Genomic DNA, 19,531 nt, shown 5'->3' with positions numbered 1-19,531 from the left:
GTGAGGGTAGGACGCCGGGGCACCGCCGTCCGGTTCGAAACGACGTTGGGAACACATCGCCTGGCTCAGGCCTCGCCCAGCGCGGAGGCATGGGGCAGGCATAGGGGATCGTGGCCCAGGCTGCGCGTGCCATTGCGGCGTTGCGTGTGCCGTTCGGGCCGGGGAGGCAATTCTGCTGGACAAGACGCAAGACATCAACAGCCTGGCCGATGCGCCGGCAACCGGTGGCAACCGCCTGCGCGGGCTGGCCATCGGCGTGGGGCTGGTTGTGCTGCTGGCGTTGGCCTGGTGGCTGATGCACCGCGACAGCGCGGGGGGCGACAAGCACGATGCCGCGGCGCAGGCGCAGACCGTGACCGTGGTGGCGCCCGGGCAACAGACGGTGGACGCCACGGTCGTGGCCAGCGGCGTGATCGCCGCCAAGCGCGAGATGCCGGTGGGCATCGCCGGCGAGGGTGGCCTGGTGCGCAGCGTACTGGTCGATGCCGGTACCTGGGTCCACGCCGGGCAAGTCCTGGCCGTGGTCGACCGTTCGGTGCAGGTGCAGCAGGTGGCCAGCCAGTCGGCCGGGGTGGAAGTGCAGGAAGCCAATGCCCGCATCGCCCAGAGCAATCTCGATCGCGCCCTCAAGCTGGTGGCCAAGGGCTTCATCTCCAAGGCCGATATCGATCAGTTGACCGCCACGCGCGATGCTGCCGTGGCACAAGTGCGCGTGGCCCGCGCCACGCTGGGCCAGTTGCGCGCCAGCACTGCCCGCCTCAACATCGTGGCGCCGGCCGATGGCCTGGTGCTGACGCGCGGGGTGGAGCCGGGGCAGATCGTCAGCTCGGGCAGCGGCACCCTGTTCCGCATGGCCAGGGATGGCGAGCTGGAAATGCAGGCGCGCCTGGCCGAAGTGGACCTGGCGCGGATGCACGTGGGCGTGACCGCGCAAGTGACGCCGGTCGGCACCACGCAGAGCTTCACCGGCACCGTCTGGCAAGTCGCGCCGACGATCGATCCGACCACGCGCGAGGGCATTGCCCGCATCGCGCTGCGCTATGATCCGGCGCTGCGCCCCGGCGGCTTTGCCAGCGCCACGATCCGCAGCGGCCTGCTGACTGCGCCGGTCCTGCCCGAAACCGCGATCCTGAGCGATGACAAGGGCAGCTATGTCTATGTCGTCGATGGTGCCAACAAGGTCTCGCGCCGCGCGGTCAAGATCGGCGAAGTGACCGGCCAGGGCATTGTCGTGCGCGAGGGGCTTTCGGGCAACGAGCGCGTCGTGCTGCGCGCCGGCGGCTTCCTCAACCCCGGTGACACGGTGCGGCCGGTAATGGCCGGCACCAGCGCCGCGGCTCACTGATCGCCAGGCGGGAACGGCCATGAACTTTCGCAATCTTTCGGCCTGGTCGATCCGCAATCCGGTCGTTCCCATCGTCCTGTTCCTGGGCCTGACCCTGGCCGGGCTGGTGTCCTTCGCGATGATGAAGGTGCAGAACCAGCCCGACATCGAATTCCCGCTGGTGATCGTGCAGATCAGCCAGCCCGGCGCCGCGCCGACCGAGATCGAGACGCAGATCACCCAGCGCGTGGAATCCGCCGTGCGCACCATCGCCGGGGTGGACACGATCACCTCGACCGCCTCGGAAGGCTCCAGCCAGACGATGGTGCAGTTCAAGATCGGCACCGACATCTATGGTGCGGTGGCCGAAGTGAAGAACGCGGTGGACCAGGTGCGCGGCGACTTGCCCGACGGCATCCTGGAACCGCAGGTGTTCAAGGCGGAAACCTCGTCCGACCCGATCGCCTATTGGGCGGTGTCGGCCGACGACATGACCATCGAGCAGCTTTCGTGGTTCGTTGACGACACGATTGCCAAGCGCCTTCTGGCCATTCCCGGCATGGCCGAAGTGCACCGCGCCGGCGGCGTGACCCGCGAGATCGCGGTCACGCTCGATCCGATGCGCATGAAGTCGTTCGGTGTCACCGCGATGCAGGTCAACAACGCCCTGCGCCAGGTCAACCTCAACGCCGCCGGGGGCAAGGCCGAAGTGGCCGGCGCGCGCCAATCGGTGCGCGTGCTGGGCAATGCGCGATCGGCGTTCGACCTGGGGCAGACGCAGATTTCGGTTGCCGCCGGCCGGGTCATCCGCCTTACCGACGTCGCCGACGTGCACGACAGCTTCAGCGAGATCACCTCGATCGCCAAGTTCAACGGCAAGCCGGTGGTGACGTTCAGCATCGCCCGCGCCCGCGGCGAATCCGACGTCAGCGTCTATGACGAGACGGTCAAGGAACTGAACAAGATCTCCGCCGAGCAAGGCCACAAGGTCCGCTTCACGCAACTGTTTACCAGCGTGAACTATACCAAGCAGCAGTACCACACCTCGATGTCCTCGATGGTGGAAGGCGCCGTGCTGGCGGTGATCGTGGTGTTCTTCTTCCTCCGCGATTGGCGCGCGACCTTCGTTTCCGCCATCGCCATTCCGCTTTCGGCCATTCCCACTTTTGCCGTGATGCATCTGATGGGCTTCACGCTCAACACGATGTCGCTGCTCGCGCTGGGGCTGGTCGCGGGGGTGCTGGTGGACGATGCGATCGTGGAGATCGAGAACATCGTGCGGCATATCCGCATGGGCAAATCGCCCTACCAGGCCTCGATCGACGCGGCCGACGAGATCGGCCTGGCGGTGGTGGCAACCACCTTCTCGATCGTCGCGGTGTTCCTGCCGGTGGGCCTGATGCCGGGCATTTCGGGCCAGTTCTTCAAGAACTTCGGCCTCACTGTCGTGGTTGCGGTGCTGTTCTCGCTGCTGGTCGCGCGCATGATCACGCCGATGGTCGCGGCCTATTTCCTCAAGCGGGACCAGCGCGACATTCCCCATGGCGAAGGCCCATGGATGGATCGCTACATGGCCGTGCTGCGCTGGTCGCTCGATACCAGCAAGGCGGCGGCCTATCGCGCACGGCACCCGCGCCGCCGGGTGCTGGCGCGGCTGCGCGACCATCGCCTGTGGATGATGGGCATTGGCCTTGGCGCGCTGCTGCTTACCGGGGTGATGTTCGTGGTCATCCCCACGCAGTTCTTCCCCGATACCGACAGCGATTTCTCGCAGATCAACGTGGAAATGGTGCCTGGCACCACGATCGACCAGACCGCCGCCAAGGTGGACGAGGTCTACAACCTCATCCGCAACGAGCCCGAGATCGACGTGGCGCTGGAGCGGATCACCGAAGGCAGCGGGCGCGTCATCATCACGCTGCGCAAGGACCGTCCGCGCACCAGCCTGCAATTCCAGCGCGAGTTGACCCCGCGCCTGCAACAGATTGCCGATGCCCGCGTCACGTTCCAGGACCAGAACGGCGGCGGCGGTGGTGGCGGTTCGGGCCGGCCGATCAGCGTGATGCTGTCGGGTTCCGACCCCGACTTGCTGCAACGCACGGCGCAGACCCTGGTGCAGCAGATGAGTGGCTTGAAGCAGGTGGTGGCGCCGCGCATCAGCGCCGACTTGCGCCGCCCGGAAATCGTGATCGTCCCGCATCTCGATCTGGCCGCCTCGCTCGGCGTGACCACTTCGGCGCTGAGCCAGACGATCCGCATCGCCACCCAGGGCGAGATCGACATGAACAGCGCCAAGTTCTCGCTGTCGGACCGCCAGGTGCCGATCCGCGTCAAGCTGCCGCTGGATTCGCGCCGTGATCTTTCCACGATCGAGAACCTGCCGGTGCAGACCGCCACTGGCCTGTCGGTGCCGCTCGCGCGCGTCGCCAGCATCACCTTCGGCTCTGGTCCAACCACGATCCAGCGCTACAACCAGAACCGCCGCATCTTCGTGGGCGCCGATCTGCCGCCCGGCGTGGTCAAGGGCACGGCGATGGACGCCATTGCCAAGCTGCCGATCATGCAGAACCTGCCGACCGGCGTTTCCAACGCCCCGGCGGGCGAGGATCGCTGGCAGGCCGAAATGCTGACCAACTTCTTCATCGCGCTGGCCACCGGCGTGCTGCTGGTGTTCTCGGTGCTGGTGCTGCTCTACCACCGCTTCGTTTCGCCGTTGGTCAACATGGGCTCGCTGTTCCTGGCACCGCTCGGCGGCTTGCTGCTGCTTGGCTTCGTCGGCCAGGCGCTCAGCCTGCCGGTGTTCATCGGCGTGCTGATGCTGTTCGGCATCGTGGCCAAGAACTCGATCCTGCTGATCGACTTCGCGATCGAGGAAATGGCAACCGGCAAGACCAAGCTGGAAGCGATCACCGAAGCCGGGCACAAGCGCGCGCAGCCGATCATCATGACCACCGTGGCGATGATCGCGGGCATGGTGCCCACCGCCATCTCGGTGGGTGGCGACGCTGGCTGGCGCGCGCCGATGGGCACGGTGGTGATCGGCGGGCTGACGCTGTCCACCCTGCTCACCCTGCTGATCGTGCCGGCCGGTTTCAGCCTGGCCGACGGGTTTGAAAAGCGCCTCGGCCCCTGGCTGGCGCGGCTGGTCCTGTCCACCGAACCGGCGGACAAGAGCAAGCGCGCGGCCAGCCCCGCCGTGCCCGCTACACCGGCTGTGCGCGGGAACCACACGGAGCATGAGGCATTCCCGGCGGAGTGACCACTGCTCCCCGCCGCCTGGCCCGCTCCGCAAGGCCCCTGTTCCAGCCTGTAGATCGGGCACGCACCACGCGCCTCGTGGCCACGGGCCTGCTAGTGGCGATGGCCGGCCTGTTCATCCTGGCGCGCACCATGTTGGCAGCGCCCGGTGCGGCCGCCGGCTGGGGCTATCTGCGCGCCTTTGCCGAAGCGGCGATGGTGGGCGGCCTGGCCGACTGGTTTGCCGTCACCGCGCTGTTTCGCCATCCGCTCGGGCTGCCGATCCCGCACACCGCGATCATCCCGGAAAACAAGGACCGCATCGCCGATTCGCTGGCGGGGTTCCTCCAGGCCAATTTCCTCACCCCCCAGGTCGTGGCCCGGCGCCTGGCTGGGCTCGACGTGGCAGCGGCGGCCGGATCGTTCCTCGCTGCGCCGCGCCAGGGTGGCGAGCAGGGGCGCCTTGCCGCCGGTGCAGCCAGCCTGGCGGCCGACATTCTCGAATCGCTCGACCGGGAAAAGCTGGGCGGCATGGCCAAGCAGGCGCTCCGCCAGCAGATCGCGCGGATCGATCTGGCGCCGCTGCTGGGCCAGATGCTCCACGCGATGATTGCCGATGGGCGCCACCTGCCGCTGATCGAGGCGCTGCTGGCCAAGACCGCGCAGACGCTGGAAGCCAACGAGGCCCTGCTGCGCACCCTGATCCATGATCGCGCCAATGCGCTGGTGCGCCTGGTCAAGCTGGACGAGCGCCTGGCCAACACGATCCTGGATGGCATCTACAAGCTGCTGGCCGAAGCGGTGGTCCATCCCGATCATCCGCTGCGGCTCAAGATCGTGGAAGGGCTGGAGCAACTGGCGCACGATCTGGTGGAAGACCCGGCCATGCGGGCGCGGGTGGAAGGGATGAAGGCCGAAGTCCTGGCCAATCCCGCGTTCACTGACTGGCTTGATGCACTGTGGGAGCGCGCGCGGGGCGGCTTGCTGGCGGCGGTGCGCGGCGGCACGGCCGGCGGCGCGCTTTCGGGGCAGATCGGTGTCGCATTGGCGGACCTCGGCCGGGCCTTGCAGACCGACCGGCGCCTGGCGCTGCTGGTCAACCGCTTTGCTCGGCGCACGCTGGTGGGCGTGGCCAGCCGCTATGGCAGCCAGATCGTGCGGCTGGTGTCGGAAACGATCCGCCGCTGGGACGCGCGCACCGTCACGGCGCGGATCGAGGGGGCGGTCGGCCGCGACCTGCAATTCATCCGCATCAACGGCACGCTGGTCGGCGGGCTGGTCGGCCTGGCGCTGCATGCGCTGGACCGGGCGCTATGACCGGCCAACAATTTGTTTCGACACCCCTTCGGGCGAACCATAGGGGTTTTCTCGACAGCGCGGGGCAAGGGGTGTAAGGCGCTAGGATGACCGCTACTCCGGCCACGCCTCTGCTCGACACTGTCGATACTCCCGCCGACCTGCGCCGCCTGGCGCCGTCCCAGTTGCGCCAACTGGCCGACGAACTGCGCGAAGAAATGATCTCTGCCGTGGGGCAGACCGGAGGCCACCTCGGCTCCGGCCTGGGCGTGGTGGAACTTACCACCGCGATCCACTATGTGTTCAACACGCCCGAAGACCGGCTGGTGTGGGACGTGGGCCACCAGGCCTATCCGCACAAGATCCTGACCGGGCGCCGCAGCCGCATCCGCACCTTGCGCCAGGGCGGTGGCCTGTCAGGCTTCACCAAGCGCAGCGAGAGCGAATACGATCCGTTCGGCACGGCGCACAGCTCCACCTCGATTTCCGCCGCACTGGGCTTTGCCGTGGCCAACAAGCTGGCCGGCAAGCCAGGCAAGGCGATCGCGGTGATCGGCGATGGCGCGATGAGCGCGGGCATGGCCTATGAGGCGATGAACAATGCCGAGGCCGCCGGCAACCGCCTGATCGTGATCCTCAACGACAACGACATGTCGATCGCGCCGCCGGTGGGCGGGCTGTCCGGCTATCTGGCGCGGCTGGTCTCGTCGCGTCCGTTCCTGGAACTGCGCGAGATCGCCAAGCGCCTGTCGCGCCGCCTGCCGCGCCCGCTGCACCAGGCCGCCAAGAAGACCGACGAGTTTGCCCGCGGCATGGCCATGGGCGGCACGCTGTTCGAGGAACTGGGCTTCTACTACGTCGGCCCGATCGACGGGCACAACCTGGAGCAGTTGATCCCGGTTCTCGAAAACGTGCGCGATGCCGCCGAGGGGCCATGCCTGGTCCACGTGGTGACGCAAAAGGGCAAGGGTTATGCCCCGGCCGAAGCGGCGGCGGACAAGTATCACGGCGTGCAGAAGTTCGACGTGATCACCGGCGAGCAGGCCAAGAGCGCGGGCGGCCCGCCCAGCTATACCAATGTCTTTGCCCAGGCCCTGATCGCCGAGGCGAAAGTCGATCCCACGGTCTGCGCGATCACGGCGGCGATGCCTTCGGGCACCGGGCTGGACAAGTTCGCCAAGGCGTTCCCCGATCGCCTGTTCGACGTGGGCATTGCCGAACAGCATGCCGTGACTTTTGCCGCCGGCCTCGCCGCGCAAGGCATGCGCCCGTTCTGCGCGATCTATTCCACGTTCCTGCAACGCGCCTATGACCAGGTGGTGCACGACGTGGCGATCCAGAACCTGCCGGTGCGCTTTGCCATCGATCGCGCCGGGCTGGTGGGCGCCGATGGCGCCACCCACGCCGGTTCGTTCGACGTGACCTACCTGGCCAGCCTGCCCAACCTGGTGGTGATGGCTGCGGCCGATGAGGCCGAGCTGGTCCACATGGTGCACACCGCCACCTGCCACGACAGCGGCCCGATCGCCTTCCGCTATCCGCGCGGCAACGGCGTGGGCGTGCCACTGCCCGAAGTTCCGCTCAAGCTGGACATCGGCAAGGGCCGGGTGGTGCGCGAGGGCAGCAAGGTGGCGATCCTTTCGCTCGGCACGCGCCTGGCCGAGGCACTCAAGGCCGCCGACCAGCTCGACGCGCGCGGGCTTTCCACCACGGTGGCCGACCTGCGCTTCGTCAAGCCGCTGGATGACGACCTGATCCGCCGCCTGATCGCCACGCACGAAGTGGTGATCACCATCGAGGAAGGCGCCATTGGCGGCCTGGGCGCCCATGTGCTGACCATGGCCAGCGATGAAGGGCTGACCGACAGCGGTCTCAAGATCCGCACCATGCGCCTGCCCGACGTGTTCCAGGATCACGATGCGCCGGAAAAGCAGTATGACGCGGCCGGCCTCAACGCCCCGCACATCGTCGACACGGTGCTCAAGGCGCTGCGTCACAACAGCGCGGGCGTTCAGGAAGCGCGCGCCTGATCCAGGGCGTTCGGAATGGGAGCGGGGCGACCTGTTCCCTTCCCCGCTCCATCGGCAGCGGCATTGCGCCATCCGGGCTGGTGCGGGCGGCCGGACTTGAACCGGCATGGGCAAAGCCCGACGGATTTTAAGTCCGTTGCGTCTGACCAATTTCGCCACGCCCGCACAGCACCCCGGCTATAGGCAGGTGCTGGCCGCGCGCCAAGGGGCGGTGGCCACCCAGCCCGCAAACCGTGCACAAAAAAGCCCGCAAGCCGATGGACCGGGCGCGGGCCTGTGTCTGTTGCCGTGGCAGCATCCGCGATGCAGCGGGCAGTATGAATGGCGGGCAGTATGAATGGCAGGCAGCGCCATTGTCTTGCGCAAGAACGCTGCCTGCCCCCCCTGTAACGGTGCTGCCGTGCCCCCATGGCAGCGCCGTTGCTGGTGCCATTGCCGCCTTCGTGCCGTTTCCGGCGAACGGCGCTGGCACCAGATCCCCGTCCAGGTGATCCCTTATTCGGCCCGCTTATTCGGCATTCAGCCGGATGCGCATTTCCTTGCCGGGCTTGAAATAGGGCACGCGCTTGCCCGGCACATCGACGGATTCGCCGGTGCGCGGGTTGCGGCCCTTGCGGGCATCGCGTTCGCGGGTGGAAAAGGCGCCGAAACCGCGCAGTTCGACGCGGCCGCCATCGGCCAGCCGACCGGCGATCTCGTCGAAGAACACGTCGACCACGCGCTCGATCTCCTCGGCGCGAAGGCCCGGGCTATCCTTGGCCAAGGCTTGCAGCAATTCGGAACGTATCATGTCACTCCCCTCCGGCAGTGCCCCCCGGCACCCTATGAAGTTCCTGTTGCGCCGTCAGACCCCCGTCATGGCGCAAAGTCCTTTGTGCCAGACGTCGGACAAGTGTTCAACTTAACGAAGGTTGATAAATTGCACGAATTTTGCGGGAATCCGGGGGCTTGCTCCTGCGCTGGGCAAAACGCCGGGTCGCCGGCCTGTCGTGGCGCTCCGGTACGGGCCAATTGGCGCCTGCCTATGCGTTGATGTCCATGCCTCGGCGCCTGGCGACAGGATGATGCGGCAGCATCTGCAACGTGCGCACGTTCCTTTCAAACCGGCTGCGGCATGCAATTTGCGCCTTTCCAAAGCCCGCAATCCGGGTAGTTTCCGCCGCAACTGAACAGGGACCGGCCCACCGGCACAACGCCGCCGGAGACGGCAATTCACGGAGCGCATCCACGCATGACCGAGGCGACCACGCCCCCCTCTTCCCCCCCGCCATCCGGCCACGCGCACAGCGATACCGGCTGGTTCGGCCATCCCCGCCAACTGGCCCGGCTGTTCACCACCGAAATGTGGGAACGCTTTGGCTTCTACGGCATGCGGGCACTGCTCACGCTCTATCTGACCAAGCATTTCCTGTTCAGCGACAGCACCACGAACGGGCTCTATGGTGGGTTTGCCGCGCTGGTCTATCTCACCCCGCTGGTCGGCGGCCTCATCGCCGACCGCGTGCTCGGTTCCAAGCGCTCGGTCAAATATGGCGCGATCATGATGTCGCTGGGCTATTTCGTGCTCTGCTTCGGCGGGGAAACCGCCAAGCCGCATGCCGAAATCGCCGGGCAGCGCTATGAAGTCGTGGCCGAAAACACGGTCGATCGGCCCACCGCGAGCGGCCAGGAAAAGCGCTATGTGGTGATCGGCGGCGACAAGTTGCAGATCAAGGGCAATGCCGATGGCAGCGTGGCCCTGCTGGCCGCCGATGGCCACGTGGCGCGCACCGTGCCGGGCGACCAGTTCGCCACGGGCGGCACGCGCTCTTCGTTCTATGTCCTGCTGATGCTGCTGGGCCTGTCGCTGGTGGCGGTGGGCAATGGCTTCTTCAAGCCCAACCTCGCCACTGTGGTGGGCGAACTCTATGCCCCCGGTGATCGCCGCCGCGATGCCGGTTTCACGATCTTCTACATGGGCATCAACCTGGGCTCGCTGTTCTCGCAGATCCTGTGCCCCTGGCTGGCCGATGCGGTGGGCTGGTGGGCCGGCTTTGCCCTGGCGGCGATCGGCATGGCGGTGGCCTGGATGCTGATCCAGTTCGATGGCGGCCGCCTGTCCGGCTATGGCGAGCCCCCGGCGCGCAGCGGGCGCGACCTGGCGCCGTTCATCTATATCGGCGGCGTGGTGGCCGTGGGCGCGGTGATCCTGCTGTTCCAGAACCTGCTCGATGCCCGGCCGGTGGCCGCCGGATCGAGCCTGCTGGCCTATGTCCTGGCGCTGCCGCTGCTGGGCAAGATCCTGTTCGCCAGCTTCCTGATCGGCGTTCCGGTGATCCTGGTCTATGCCTGGCGCACCGGCAACCGCATGGAATTCGAGATGATGGTGGCGGCCATGGTGCTGACCACGTTCAACACCGTGTTCTGGACCCTGTTCGAACAGGCCGGCTCCTCGCTCACCCTGTTTGCCGATCGCAACACCGATCTTTCGGTGTTCGGCCTGTTCAGCATTTCGGCGGGGCAGACCCAGTTCTTCAACGCGCTGTTCATCGTCACGCTTGCGCCGCTGATGACCATCTTGTGGACCAAGCTGGCCGCGCGCGGGCTGGAGCCGTCGATCCCGGTCAAGTTCGGCGTCGCCCTGGCGGGCGTGGGTGCGGGCTTCCTGTTCCTGGTCTGGGGCACGCGCTTTGCAGGGCCGGATTTCAAGGTTTCGGTGTGGTGGCTGGCCGGGCTTTACCTGATCCACTCGGTGGCCGAACTGTGCATCTCGCCGGTGGGGATGAGCATGATCACCAAGCTCTCGCTGGCCCGCATCGTCGGGCTGATGATGGGCGTGTGGTATTTGTCGATTGCGATGGCACAATATGTCGGCGGAATCGTTGCGCAGGTGGCAAGCGTGGAGACCGTGGGGGGCGAGGTTACCAACCTCAAGCTGAGTTTGGATACGTATACCAGTGTTTTCAACGTCATCGGCTGGTTCGCCGTGGGCATTGGGGTCATCCTCCTCCTGCTCTCGGGCGTGCTGCGCAAGTTGATGCACGGGGTGCGTTGAACCCTTGTGGCGCCAAAACGGCGCCACTTCGGACCTATCTGTCCCGCCAAAGGACAGGTTGACGGCAAGCTGACGGACTGCGCTGCAAGGAGGAACATGGTAAACAATTGTTAGGCTGTGTTGCAGGCGATGGGAGCGTCTGCGATGCAGGGGTACGGAGTGGACCTTGATAGAAGCAAACCTGTTCTTGGCGCTGGCAATGCTGTTTTTTGCCGGATCGCATTGGGTACTGTCGCATCCCTTGCGCAAGGCATTCATCAAATCATTGGGCCTGAATGGCTTTCTTGCGGTCTACTCGATGATTGCTCTGATTGCGCTCGCGCTCGTCGCGCTGGCGCACGATCGCGCGCCAGCCGGGCCGCTGCTGTGGGACAGCTATGCCGCGCTGCCCTGGCTGATCGGTTCGCTGCTCAGCTTCGTGGCCACCGCGCTGCTGCTGGCTTCGTTTTCGCGCAACCCTGCGCTGGCCCCGCGCCACATGAACGGGCTCTCCACCGCGCTGCCGCAGGGCGTGTTCAAGGTCACGCGCCATCCCATGATGTTTGCCATCGCGCTGTGGGGTGTGTCCCATGTGGTCATCGCGCCCAGCCTGCGCTCGCTGCTGCTCAATGGCGGGCTGGCGGCCATGGCCGTGGCCGGCGCCCGCGCGCAGGACGCCAAGTTCTACGCGCTGTACGGCAAGGAATGGCGCATCTGGGCGCGGCGTTCGCCGTTCTGGCCCAACCTGCGCCACTTGGGCGGACTGGGCTGGGCCTGGGGCGGAGCCTTGATCATCTGGGGGCTGGTGACGGCGCTGCACTGGCTGCTGGCGGGCATCCCCGCCGGCCCGTGGCGCTTTTTCGAGATGTGAGCCTTGCGCTGGTCGCGGCATGCGGCAGGATGGTATCCATGCCTTACCAACTGCCTGAACAAGCACCCGCACAACCGGCCCTGCTGACCCCGCGCCTGGCCTTGTGGCATCCTCACCCGCGCGATCATGCCGGGCTGGTGGCGCTGCTCGCGCCCGAAGCGGTGCGGCGTCATCTCGGCAATCGCCCGACCAGCGCCAGCGAGGAATTCCAGCGCCTGCTGCGCAATGCCGGATCGTGGGCGCTCTATGGCTATGGCATCTTCACCTGCCGCCGCCGTGGCGACGATGCCGTGATCGGCATCGCCGGGGTGTTCCATTCCTGGCGCGGCTTTGGCGAGGGGCTGGACGACGTGCCCGAGGCGGGCTGGATCTTTGCCGAGGCATGCTGGGGCCAGGGCCTGGCGCACGAAGCGATGACGGCGGTGCTCGACTGGTTCGACGCCACCCATGGACCGCGCCGGGTGGCCTGCATGATCGATGGCGACAATGCGACGTCGCAGCGCCTGGCGGCCCGACTGGGCTTCACGCCCTATGCCGAGCACCCCGATGAAGCGCGCGGCGTGCCGCTGGTGCTGCTGGAGCGCGGCCAGCAGGTGGCAGCCGTCACTGGCTGATCCGCCTGCTTCGCCACATCAGGATTTGCGCCGCCAGATCCGCAGCAGGCTGCCATCGTCGAGCCCCACGCCGTCGCAGGCCTTGGGATGGCCGGCGTTGTCGGCGCAAAGCTGCACTTCCTGCAACCAGCCGCCGGTGTTGGCGTTGATGCGGATCGATGCGGGCGTGAGGCGCGGGTTGCGGCTGATGAAGGCGCGGCGCAGATCGCCGGCGGTGAGCACGCGGCGGCGCGACAGGCTGTCCATGTCGGGCAGGTGCACGGCGGCGAAGGCCTTGGCTTCCTGCGCGAAATAGGCTTCGGGCGTCGGCGCCATGCAACTGCCATGCTTGGCCCATTCGTGCGCCAGCAGACGGGCCGAAGGCGTCATGCACATCGCACGGCGCAGGGTTTCCGCGCTGGGCACCGTGGCCGGGCACCATTGCGGCCATTGTCCGGGCAGGCCATCGGCCCACAGGCCGTGCAGCACGAAGCCGAAGTGACCCAGGCTGCCATCGCACTGCGTGCCGCCGATGCGATCGTTGGTGTGGTTGCGGCAGAACTGCGGCGACCAGGACAGCGCCAGGGTCGTGCCGGTGGTCGGCCCGGTGCGGCGCGGCCCGTCAGGCTGCGGCAAAGGTTCGGGATCGATCCGCGCCGGCAGGCGGCAGGAGGGCGCTTCTGCCGCCAGGACAGTGGCTGGCAGCGTCAGGACCAGCGTGGCGGCAGTGGCAAGCAAGCGTTTCATGGCAGCACCTCAGGCAGCGGGTGAAGCGATCAGAGCGGGGAGAAATCGAGGCCGATGTCCGCCGCCGGTGCGCTTTGCGTGAGCCGGCCGACCGACACGTAATCCACCCCCGATGCCGCGATGGCACCGATGGTGTCCAGCCGCACCCCGCCCGAGGCCTCGGTCGGCACGCGCCCGGCCACCATGGCCACGGCCTGGCGCAGCAGGTCGGGACCCATGTTGTCGAGCAGCAGGCGCGTGGCCCCGGCGGCCAGCGCCGGCTCGATCTGGTCCAGATGATCGACTTCGCAGATCACGTCGGCCACCCGGTCGGCTAGCGCGCGGCGCACCGCTTCGGCCACGCCGCCGGCCACCAGCACGTGGTTGTCCTTGATCATCGCCGCATCCCACAGGCCCATGCGGTGGTTGTGCCCACCGCCGGTCCGCACGGCATACTTTTCCAGATGGCGGAAGCCCGGGATGGTCTTGCGCGTATCGAGCAGCCGCGCGCGGGTCTCGCCCATGGCATCGACATAGGCACGGGTCAGCGTGGCCACGCCCGAAAGATGCTGCACGGTGTTGAGTGCGCTGCGTTCCGCCGTCAGCATCGCGCGGGCATTGCCGGCCAGCCGCATCAGCGCGGTGCCCGGCGCCACGCGGGCGCCTTCGTCCACCAGCAGCGTGATCTCCATGTCGGGATCGAGCGCACGGAAGAACGCAGCGGCGATCGGCAAGCCGCAGACGGTGATCGCGTCGCGGCTGTCCATCACGCCGGCAAAGCGCGCCGACGCCGGGATCACGCTTTCGCTGGTGACGTCGCGCCCGCCGCCCGGCAGGCCCTGGCCCAGATCCTCGTCCAGCGTGGCCCTGACGAATGCGGCGAGGTTGAACCCCGGAATGGTGAAATCGCTCATGGCGCGGCTTTACCGGCTGGGCAGGGGGGTGCCAATCGGAATTGGCAGGGGCGAGTAGAAACGAGGACACCGCGCCAGGTTTCGCACCACCCCCGGCCCCTCCTCTGAAGAGGAGGGGAGGCTAGAGCCTGGCCTGGTCAGTGGACGAAGCGGGCCACCACGTCGCGATAGGAGCGGCTCACTTTCACTTCCGCGCCCGATTCCAGCACCAGGAAGCATTCGCCGTTGGTGTGGGGGCGCACCTGGCGCACCTGGTCGAGGTTGACGATCTTGGAGCGGTGCACGCGCTGGAACACGCGCGGGTCCAGCCGGCGTTCCAGGTCCTTCATCGTCTCGCGCAGGATCAGCGAATTGTCGCCGGTGTAGATGCACATATAGTCGCCGGCCGCCTCGATCCGTTCGATCGTGTCCACGTCGACGCGGAAGATCTGGCCGCGATCCTTGATGTTGATCAGCTTTTCAAAGCGGCCGGCGGCCACTTCGCCATCGTCTTCCAGTTCCGGCATCGCCTCGGGCGCCACTTCGGCGAGCACGTTCTTGAGCTTTTCGACTTCTTCTAGCCCGCGCTTTTCGGCCAGGCGTGTGCGGGCGCGGTCGAGCGCATCGGCCAGGCGGTCTTCCTCCACCGGCTTGAGCAGGTAGTCCACCGCATTGGCCTCGAACGCCTTCAAGGCATGCTCGGAATAGGCGGTGACGAAGACGAACAGGGGCGGATCGATTTCCATCACGCCCTTGACCACGCTGAAGCCGTCAAAGCCGGGCATCTGGATATCGAGAAAGACCAGGTCGGGCTTTTCGGTCTTGATCTTGCGGATCGCTTCGCGCCCGTTGGAACAGGTGTCGATCACCTCGACATCGGGGAAGGCCTGAAGACGCAGTTGAAGGCCCTGGATGGCGAGTTTCTCGTCGTCGACGAGGATCGTGCGGATGGTCATTTGCTACCTTTGCCTGGAGCGTCTGCCCTGTTGTGGTTTTTTTGCCCCCGCGTGACAAATGCGACAAGCTCGAAAAGTTCCCGAAGCTCGCGTGGCGATCCGCTCATGCCCGGGCCAGCCGCTGGCCCGGCTGGGCGAGGGCGGCGGGTTCCTCCTTCGCCTCGAACGGCAGTTCGATGGTTACGGCAAAGCCACCCTCGGGCCGGTTGCCCACCTCGAAGCGCTGCTGCCGGCCATAGGCCTGGGCCAGGCGATCGCGGATGTTGGGCAGGCCCACGCCGGTGGAAACCGGGTAACCCGGCGCCGGGGCGCTATCGGCAGAGTCGCTGTTCACGCCGAACAGCGTCGATGGATCGGTGCCCGCTGGCAAGCCCGGCCCGGTGTCCGACACGGTGACCCGCAGCATGGGGCCGACGAGTTGCGCGGCAATGGTGATCTGGGCACCGTCTTCCAGCGCGCTGACCGCATACTTGATCGCGTTTTCCACCAGCGGCTGGAGCAGCAGCGAGGGCATCAGCGCGGCGCGGGCGGCATCGTCGATGCGGAATTCGGTGCGCAGCCGCTCTTCAAAGCGCATGCGCTCGATATCGAGGTAGAGCTTGAGCGTCTCCACTTCCTGCGCCACGGTCACGCGGCCGGTCGGCTCGTTGATCAGGGTATAGCGCAGGAACGAGGACAGCCGGCTGAGCATGGCGTTGGCCGGCTCGGTCTGCTTGAGCAGCACCAGCGTGGAGATCGAGTTCAGCGTGTTGAACAGGAAGTGCGGGTTGAGCTGGTAGCGCAGCATGGCCAGCTGGGCCGAGGTCGCCTGCGCTTCGAGATAGAGCAACTGGTCGTTCTGCTCTTCCACCTGGATGTAGAAATTGATCGCGTAATAGAGCGCTGACCAGGCGCCCAGCAGCGTCAGGTCGATATAGAACACGCCGAGGAACAACTGGGCAAAGCCCGCGTCGCTGCCGGGGCGATAGAGGCTGATCACCCAGGCGTCGATGAAGGCATAGAGCCCCACCGCCACGGCCAGGACCAGCGCCGTGGCGCCCCAGGTGATGATCGGGCGGCGGTTGATCAGCGCGCGATAGATCACCGAAAGGATCGACGAGATCGAAAACCCGGTGATCGAGGCGATCAGCACGATCAGCAGGAACGACCAGGGCTGGGCATTGGCCAGACTGGACATGGCACGCAGCAACATGGCGCCGCCCCAGCCTGCGAACTGGAGCCGCCAGAAAGCGCGGTTCTTGTTGCCGAAGAACGGCGTGGGGCGAAGCGGCAGCATGGCCATGGGAATGTCTTTAGCGCGGCTGGGCCGGCTGCGCCATGGGGGCCTTGTCCACAGCGGGCGCGGCGGGAACGGGCATCGGCGGGGCGCCCTCCTCGCGGCGGAACAGGCGGGGCCAGTCAGCCACGGTGCCATTCCCCATCGCCGCTTTCATCGTGGCGATCTCGGCGGCCATGTCGCGCACGCGGGTTTGCCAGCTTCCGTGATCGGGGGAGGCGATGAACAGCACCTGATACCGCGGCCCCATGCGCCGCATCCACGTCAGCGCCGCCGCCGGATCATAGCCGGCGTTCTGCAACAGCCAGACCGAGAGCCGATCGGCCTCGCGCTCGCTCTTGCGTGCGCTGCCGTGGTGTTCCAGCCAGGTCTGGTGGTCGAGCACCGCATGGGCCAGTTCATGCGCGGTCAGCGCGGCGATCTCGGCCTCGTCCCAGTTGGCGATTTCGGCCATGGGGCGGCCGATTCGCACCGTGTCTCGATTGGCGCCGGCATTGCCCGTGCTGTCGTCCATCAGGAAGCGCACGCGGCACACCGGCTGGCCCGCCAACGTCACGCGGTGCCCGCCGGCCAGCGTCAGGGTCACGCGGCCATCGCGCGCCACGGTCTGCTCCAGCGCGTCCTGCACGGCAAACAGGCGGTCCCACTTGCCCGGGCGCGGCGCCGGCACGCTCGCCACGCCGAGATCACCGACCGCCTCGACCGTGGCGTTGAGCGGCAGGCCAGCCCGGGCCGCCGGTCCATCTGCTGCCATCGCCGCCACGCCGATATCGCCGCTCAGGCCATAGACTTGCCGGGCGAGGGCGGGATCGTCGAACGTGCGCGCGTCTTGCAGCATCACGCCAACGCCAGGCGCGACCCGCGCGCAGAACCGCGCGTTGGCGTGGGCTAGCGTCCAGCCGACCGATTGCACAATGATGTCACCGCGCTGCACGTCGTCGGCCGGTTGCAGGGTGGGTTGTCCCAAGGCCACGGCAGGCATCGTCAGAGTGGGAACGGCCAGGGCCAGCAGCACGGCCAACCTGCCACGGCCTGGCCTGCGCGGCATGGTCAGGCCCCTTCTGTCCGCGCCGCGCTGCCGCGCGCGGCGTCGATCGCCTGTTGCAGGCGCTCCCGGCCCACCGCGCCGCTCAGCAACTGGTCGCCGGCGACCCAGGCCGGGGTGCCGCTCACGCCCAGTTGCCGCGCCAGATCGAGGTTGCGCTGCAATTCCTGCATCGTCTCGGGCCGGGCGGCAAAGGCGCTGGCGGCGCCGGTATCGAGCCCGGCCTTGCCGGCGGCGGCCGCGATGCTTTCGGGGCTGGGGCGTTCGCCGCCGAACATCGCCAGGTGGAATGCCCGATACTTGCCCTGCGCGGCAGCGGCCAGGCCCATGCGCGCGGCCGGCACGCTCTGCGCCGAAATGATCGGCAGCTCGCGCACCACGACTTTCAGATCCGGATTGGCGGCCACCAGGGCCTCCACATCGGCCACGCTGCCGCGGCAATAGGTGCAGGCGAAATCGGTGAATTCCACCAGCGTCACGCGGCCCTGCGGATTGCCCAGCACGGCACCGGGAAACGGCGTTTCCAGCGCGCCGCGCAAGGGGCCAAGGCGGCTGGCAGCTTCCCGCGCTTCCAGACGGCCGGCGGCATCGCTGAGAATCTCGGGATGATCGAGCAAGGTCTGGCGCACCAGCGCTTCCAGCGCCTTGCGCTGCTTGCCGTCGATCCCGGCGTCGGCCAGGGCCTTGGCCAGTTGCGCTTCATCGAGCTGCGGCGCGGCCGAAGCCGCAGCCTGGCCCAGCGGATCGGCGCGGCGGCTGGAGGCGACCCACCAGGCAAGCCCCGCTGCAACCACGGCGACGAGCACCAGCAGGATCATGAAGGGGCGACGCCGGCCGAATGCGGCAAGGTGGGGGGCAGGCGCGGTCATCGACTTACTTTTTCTTCCTTTGCCGTTCCATCATGGCCTGCGCCGACATGGCGATGTCTTGCGCGCGCAGCCAGTCCGGGGTGCCCTTGGGCAGCCCATCCTCGGCTGCCTGCGCGCTGCGCGCCGCTTCGGGCAACTGCATCTGCATCAATTGCTGTTCGGCGCTGGCCAGGCGAGCGCGGGGGGTATCCCCTTCGGCCTCGTAGACCACGCCAAGCTGATACCATGCAAACGGATTTTCGCGGTCCTTGGCCACCGCCGCCTTGAGCACGCGCTCGGCCTCGGCAAAGTTGGCCTTGTCCTCGGTGGCGAGCAGGGCGTGGCCGAAGGTGGTGGCGATCAGCGGGTTGTTGCCGGTCAGCATCGTGGCGCGGCGCAGCGGCGGGATGGCGTCCTGCGGCTGGCCGGATTCGAGCAGGACCTGACCTTTCAGCTCCAGCGCATAGGGATCGTCGGGCAACTCGCGCAGCATGGCGTCCACTTCGGCCAGCGCTTTGTCCATCAGCGCTTCCTTGTGATAGGCATAGGCGCGCGCATAGTGGGCGGGGGCATCCTGGAGGTAGTCGGGAAACGCGCGCAGCGTGTCCGCAGGCTCTGCCAGATAGCCATAGAGCTTGGCCTTCACGCGCAGGAAGCGGGCCTGCAATTGCGGGTCGATCGGCGTGTTCCAGGCTGGGTCGTGCTGGTACACGTCCTGAAGGTAGGTCAGGCGGTCGGCCGTCATCGGGTGGGTGGAATAGAACTCCGCATCGGCATTGCGGGTGAAGCCGTAGCGGAATTCCTGGTTCTGCAACTTCTTGAAGAAATCGAGCGAACCGCGCCCGGAAATCCCCGCCTTGGAGAGATATTGCGCCCCGGCTGCGTCGGCCTGGGATTCCTGCGCGCGGCTGAACGAGAGATAGCTGCCCAGCGCGGCCTGCTGCCCGGCCATGAACACGCCAAGGCCCGCATCGGCCGATCCGGCGGCAGCGGCCAGCCCGCCCAGCAGCAGCGAAAGCAGGGTGATGCCGGTGGCCGGCTTCGATCCCGCCGTGCTGATCACGTGGCCGCCGGTGATGTGGCCCAACTCGTGGGCGAACACGCCCTGCACTTCGTTGATGTTGTCGGCCGCGCCGATCAGGCCGGAATGGATATAGACCGCCTGCCCGCCGGCGACGAAAGCGTTGATCGAGCCATCGTTGAGCAGGATGACATCGACATTGCGCGGATCGAGCCCGGCCGCCTTGATGATCGGCGCCGACATGTCGCGAAACAGCGCTTCGGTTTCCGCATCGCGCAGCACCTCCTGCGCCAGCACCGGCTGCGCGGTGAGCGCCAGAGCCGCCACGGCGGAGCAGACTGTCGCCAGGGTGCGGCCCAGGCGGGAGAGGAGCAGGCGGGGCTGGGAAGTGGCGCGCATCAC

General features: G+C 67.1%; 15 protein-coding genes and 1 tRNA gene. 7 read left to right on the top strand and 9 right to left on the bottom strand.

The features are described 5' to 3' along the window. Positions 1–256: 256 nt before the first annotated feature. From IE191_RS02550 to dxs, 4 genes are all read left to right on the top strand, one after another. Positions 257–1,345, top strand: coding sequence for an efflux RND transporter periplasmic adaptor subunit (locus IE191_RS02550; protein ID WP_373299222.1), 1,089 nt, complete (start codon positions 257–259; stop codon positions 1,343–1,345). Positions 1,346–1,364: 19 nt separating this feature from the next. Then, positions 1,365–4,583, top strand: coding sequence for an efflux RND transporter permease subunit (locus IE191_RS02545; protein WP_191322785.1), 3,219 nt, complete (start codon positions 1,365–1,367; stop codon positions 4,581–4,583). Continuing rightward, positions 4,580–5,878, top strand: a complete 1,299-nt coding sequence (locus IE191_RS02540) for a DUF445 domain-containing protein (protein WP_373299221.1) — start codon at positions 4,580–4,582, stop codon at positions 5,876–5,878. The genes IE191_RS02545 and IE191_RS02540 overlap by 4 nt, the downstream gene beginning before the upstream one ends. A gap of 86 nt (positions 5,879–5,964) precedes the next feature. Then, positions 5,965–7,887, top strand: a complete 1,923-nt coding sequence (dxs, locus tag IE191_RS02535) for a 1-deoxy-D-xylulose-5-phosphate synthase (RefSeq protein ID WP_191322784.1) — start codon at positions 5,965–5,967, stop codon at positions 7,885–7,887. 78 nt (positions 7,888–7,965) lie between these two features. Here the strand turns inward: dxs and IE191_RS02530 are convergent. Together IE191_RS02530 and IE191_RS02525 are read right to left on the bottom strand one after the other, a co-directional pair. Beyond that, positions 7,966–8,052, bottom strand: a tRNA-Leu gene (locus IE191_RS02530). 343 nt (positions 8,053–8,395) lie between these two features. After that, complete coding sequence (locus tag IE191_RS02525; protein ID WP_022677879.1) at positions 8,396–8,677, bottom strand: integration host factor subunit beta; 282 nt, start codon at positions 8,675–8,677, stop codon at positions 8,396–8,398. A 441-nt stretch (positions 8,678–9,118) separates the two neighbouring features. Here IE191_RS02525 and IE191_RS02520 point away from each other — a divergent pair, with 441 nt between their 5' ends. The 3 genes from IE191_RS02520 (at position 9,119) to IE191_RS02510 (ending at position 12,385) form a co-directional block, all read left to right on the top strand. Continuing rightward, the gene (locus tag IE191_RS02520) at positions 9,119–10,921 is read left to right on the top strand and encodes a peptide MFS transporter (protein ID WP_191322783.1); all 1,803 of its coding nucleotides are present in this window, start codon (positions 9,119–9,121) and stop codon (positions 10,919–10,921) included. Between the two features lie 199 nt (positions 10,922–11,120). Next, a complete protein-coding gene (locus IE191_RS02515; protein ID WP_229815087.1) occupies positions 11,121–11,771 on the top strand; it encodes an NnrU family protein in 651 nt (216 codons plus the stop codon). Positions 11,772–11,809: 38 nt separating this feature from the next. Next, positions 11,810–12,385: a GNAT family N-acetyltransferase gene (locus IE191_RS02510; protein WP_191322781.1), complete on the top strand. Its 576-nt coding sequence runs from the start codon at positions 11,810–11,812 to the stop codon at positions 12,383–12,385. Positions 12,386–12,403: 18 nt separating this feature from the next. On the opposite strand, the gene IE191_RS02505 is transcribed toward IE191_RS02510, so the two are convergent. The 7 genes from IE191_RS02505 to IE191_RS02475 form a co-directional block, all read right to left on the bottom strand. Then, positions 12,404–13,111 (bottom strand): ribonuclease T2 family protein, encoded by a 708-nt coding sequence (locus IE191_RS02505; RefSeq protein ID WP_191322780.1) that lies wholly within the window; start codon positions 13,109–13,111, stop codon positions 12,404–12,406. Positions 13,112–13,140: 29 nt separating this feature from the next. Then, positions 13,141–14,004 (bottom strand): carboxylating nicotinate-nucleotide diphosphorylase, encoded by an 864-nt coding sequence (gene nadC / locus IE191_RS02500; RefSeq protein ID WP_191322779.1) that lies wholly within the window; start codon positions 14,002–14,004, stop codon positions 13,141–13,143. A gap of 137 nt (positions 14,005–14,141) precedes the next feature. Further along, entirely contained in the window at positions 14,142–14,939 is a 798-nt protein-coding gene (locus IE191_RS02495; protein WP_191322778.1) for a LytR/AlgR family response regulator transcription factor, read from the bottom strand. Positions 14,940–15,042: 103 nt separating this feature from the next. Beyond that, positions 15,043–16,221, bottom strand: a complete 1,179-nt coding sequence (locus tag IE191_RS02490; RefSeq protein ID WP_191322777.1) for a sensor histidine kinase — start codon at positions 16,219–16,221, stop codon at positions 15,043–15,045. Between the two features lie 10 nt (positions 16,222–16,231). After that, positions 16,232–17,263: a M48 family metalloprotease gene (locus IE191_RS02485; protein WP_191322776.1), complete on the bottom strand. Its 1,032-nt coding sequence runs from the start codon at positions 17,261–17,263 to the stop codon at positions 16,232–16,234. A 2-nt stretch (positions 17,264–17,265) separates the two neighbouring features. Next, positions 17,266–18,129, bottom strand: coding sequence for a DsbA family protein (locus IE191_RS02480; protein WP_191322775.1), 864 nt, complete (start codon positions 18,127–18,129; stop codon positions 17,266–17,268). A 4-nt stretch (positions 18,130–18,133) separates the two neighbouring features. Beyond that, a complete protein-coding gene (locus IE191_RS02475) occupies positions 18,134–19,528 on the bottom strand; it encodes a M48 family metalloprotease (RefSeq protein ID WP_191322774.1) in 1,395 nt (464 codons plus the stop codon). Positions 19,529–19,531 lie beyond the last annotated feature (3 nt).

It is taken from the genome of Novosphingobium pokkalii, from assembly GCF_014652855.1.
In the GTDB taxonomy this organism is placed as follows: Bacteria; Pseudomonadota; Alphaproteobacteria; order Sphingomonadales; family Sphingomonadaceae; genus Novosphingobium; species Novosphingobium pokkalii.
The sequence above is the reverse complement of the archived record's forward strand: the minus strand, read 5'-3'. Positions and strand labels throughout refer to the sequence as shown.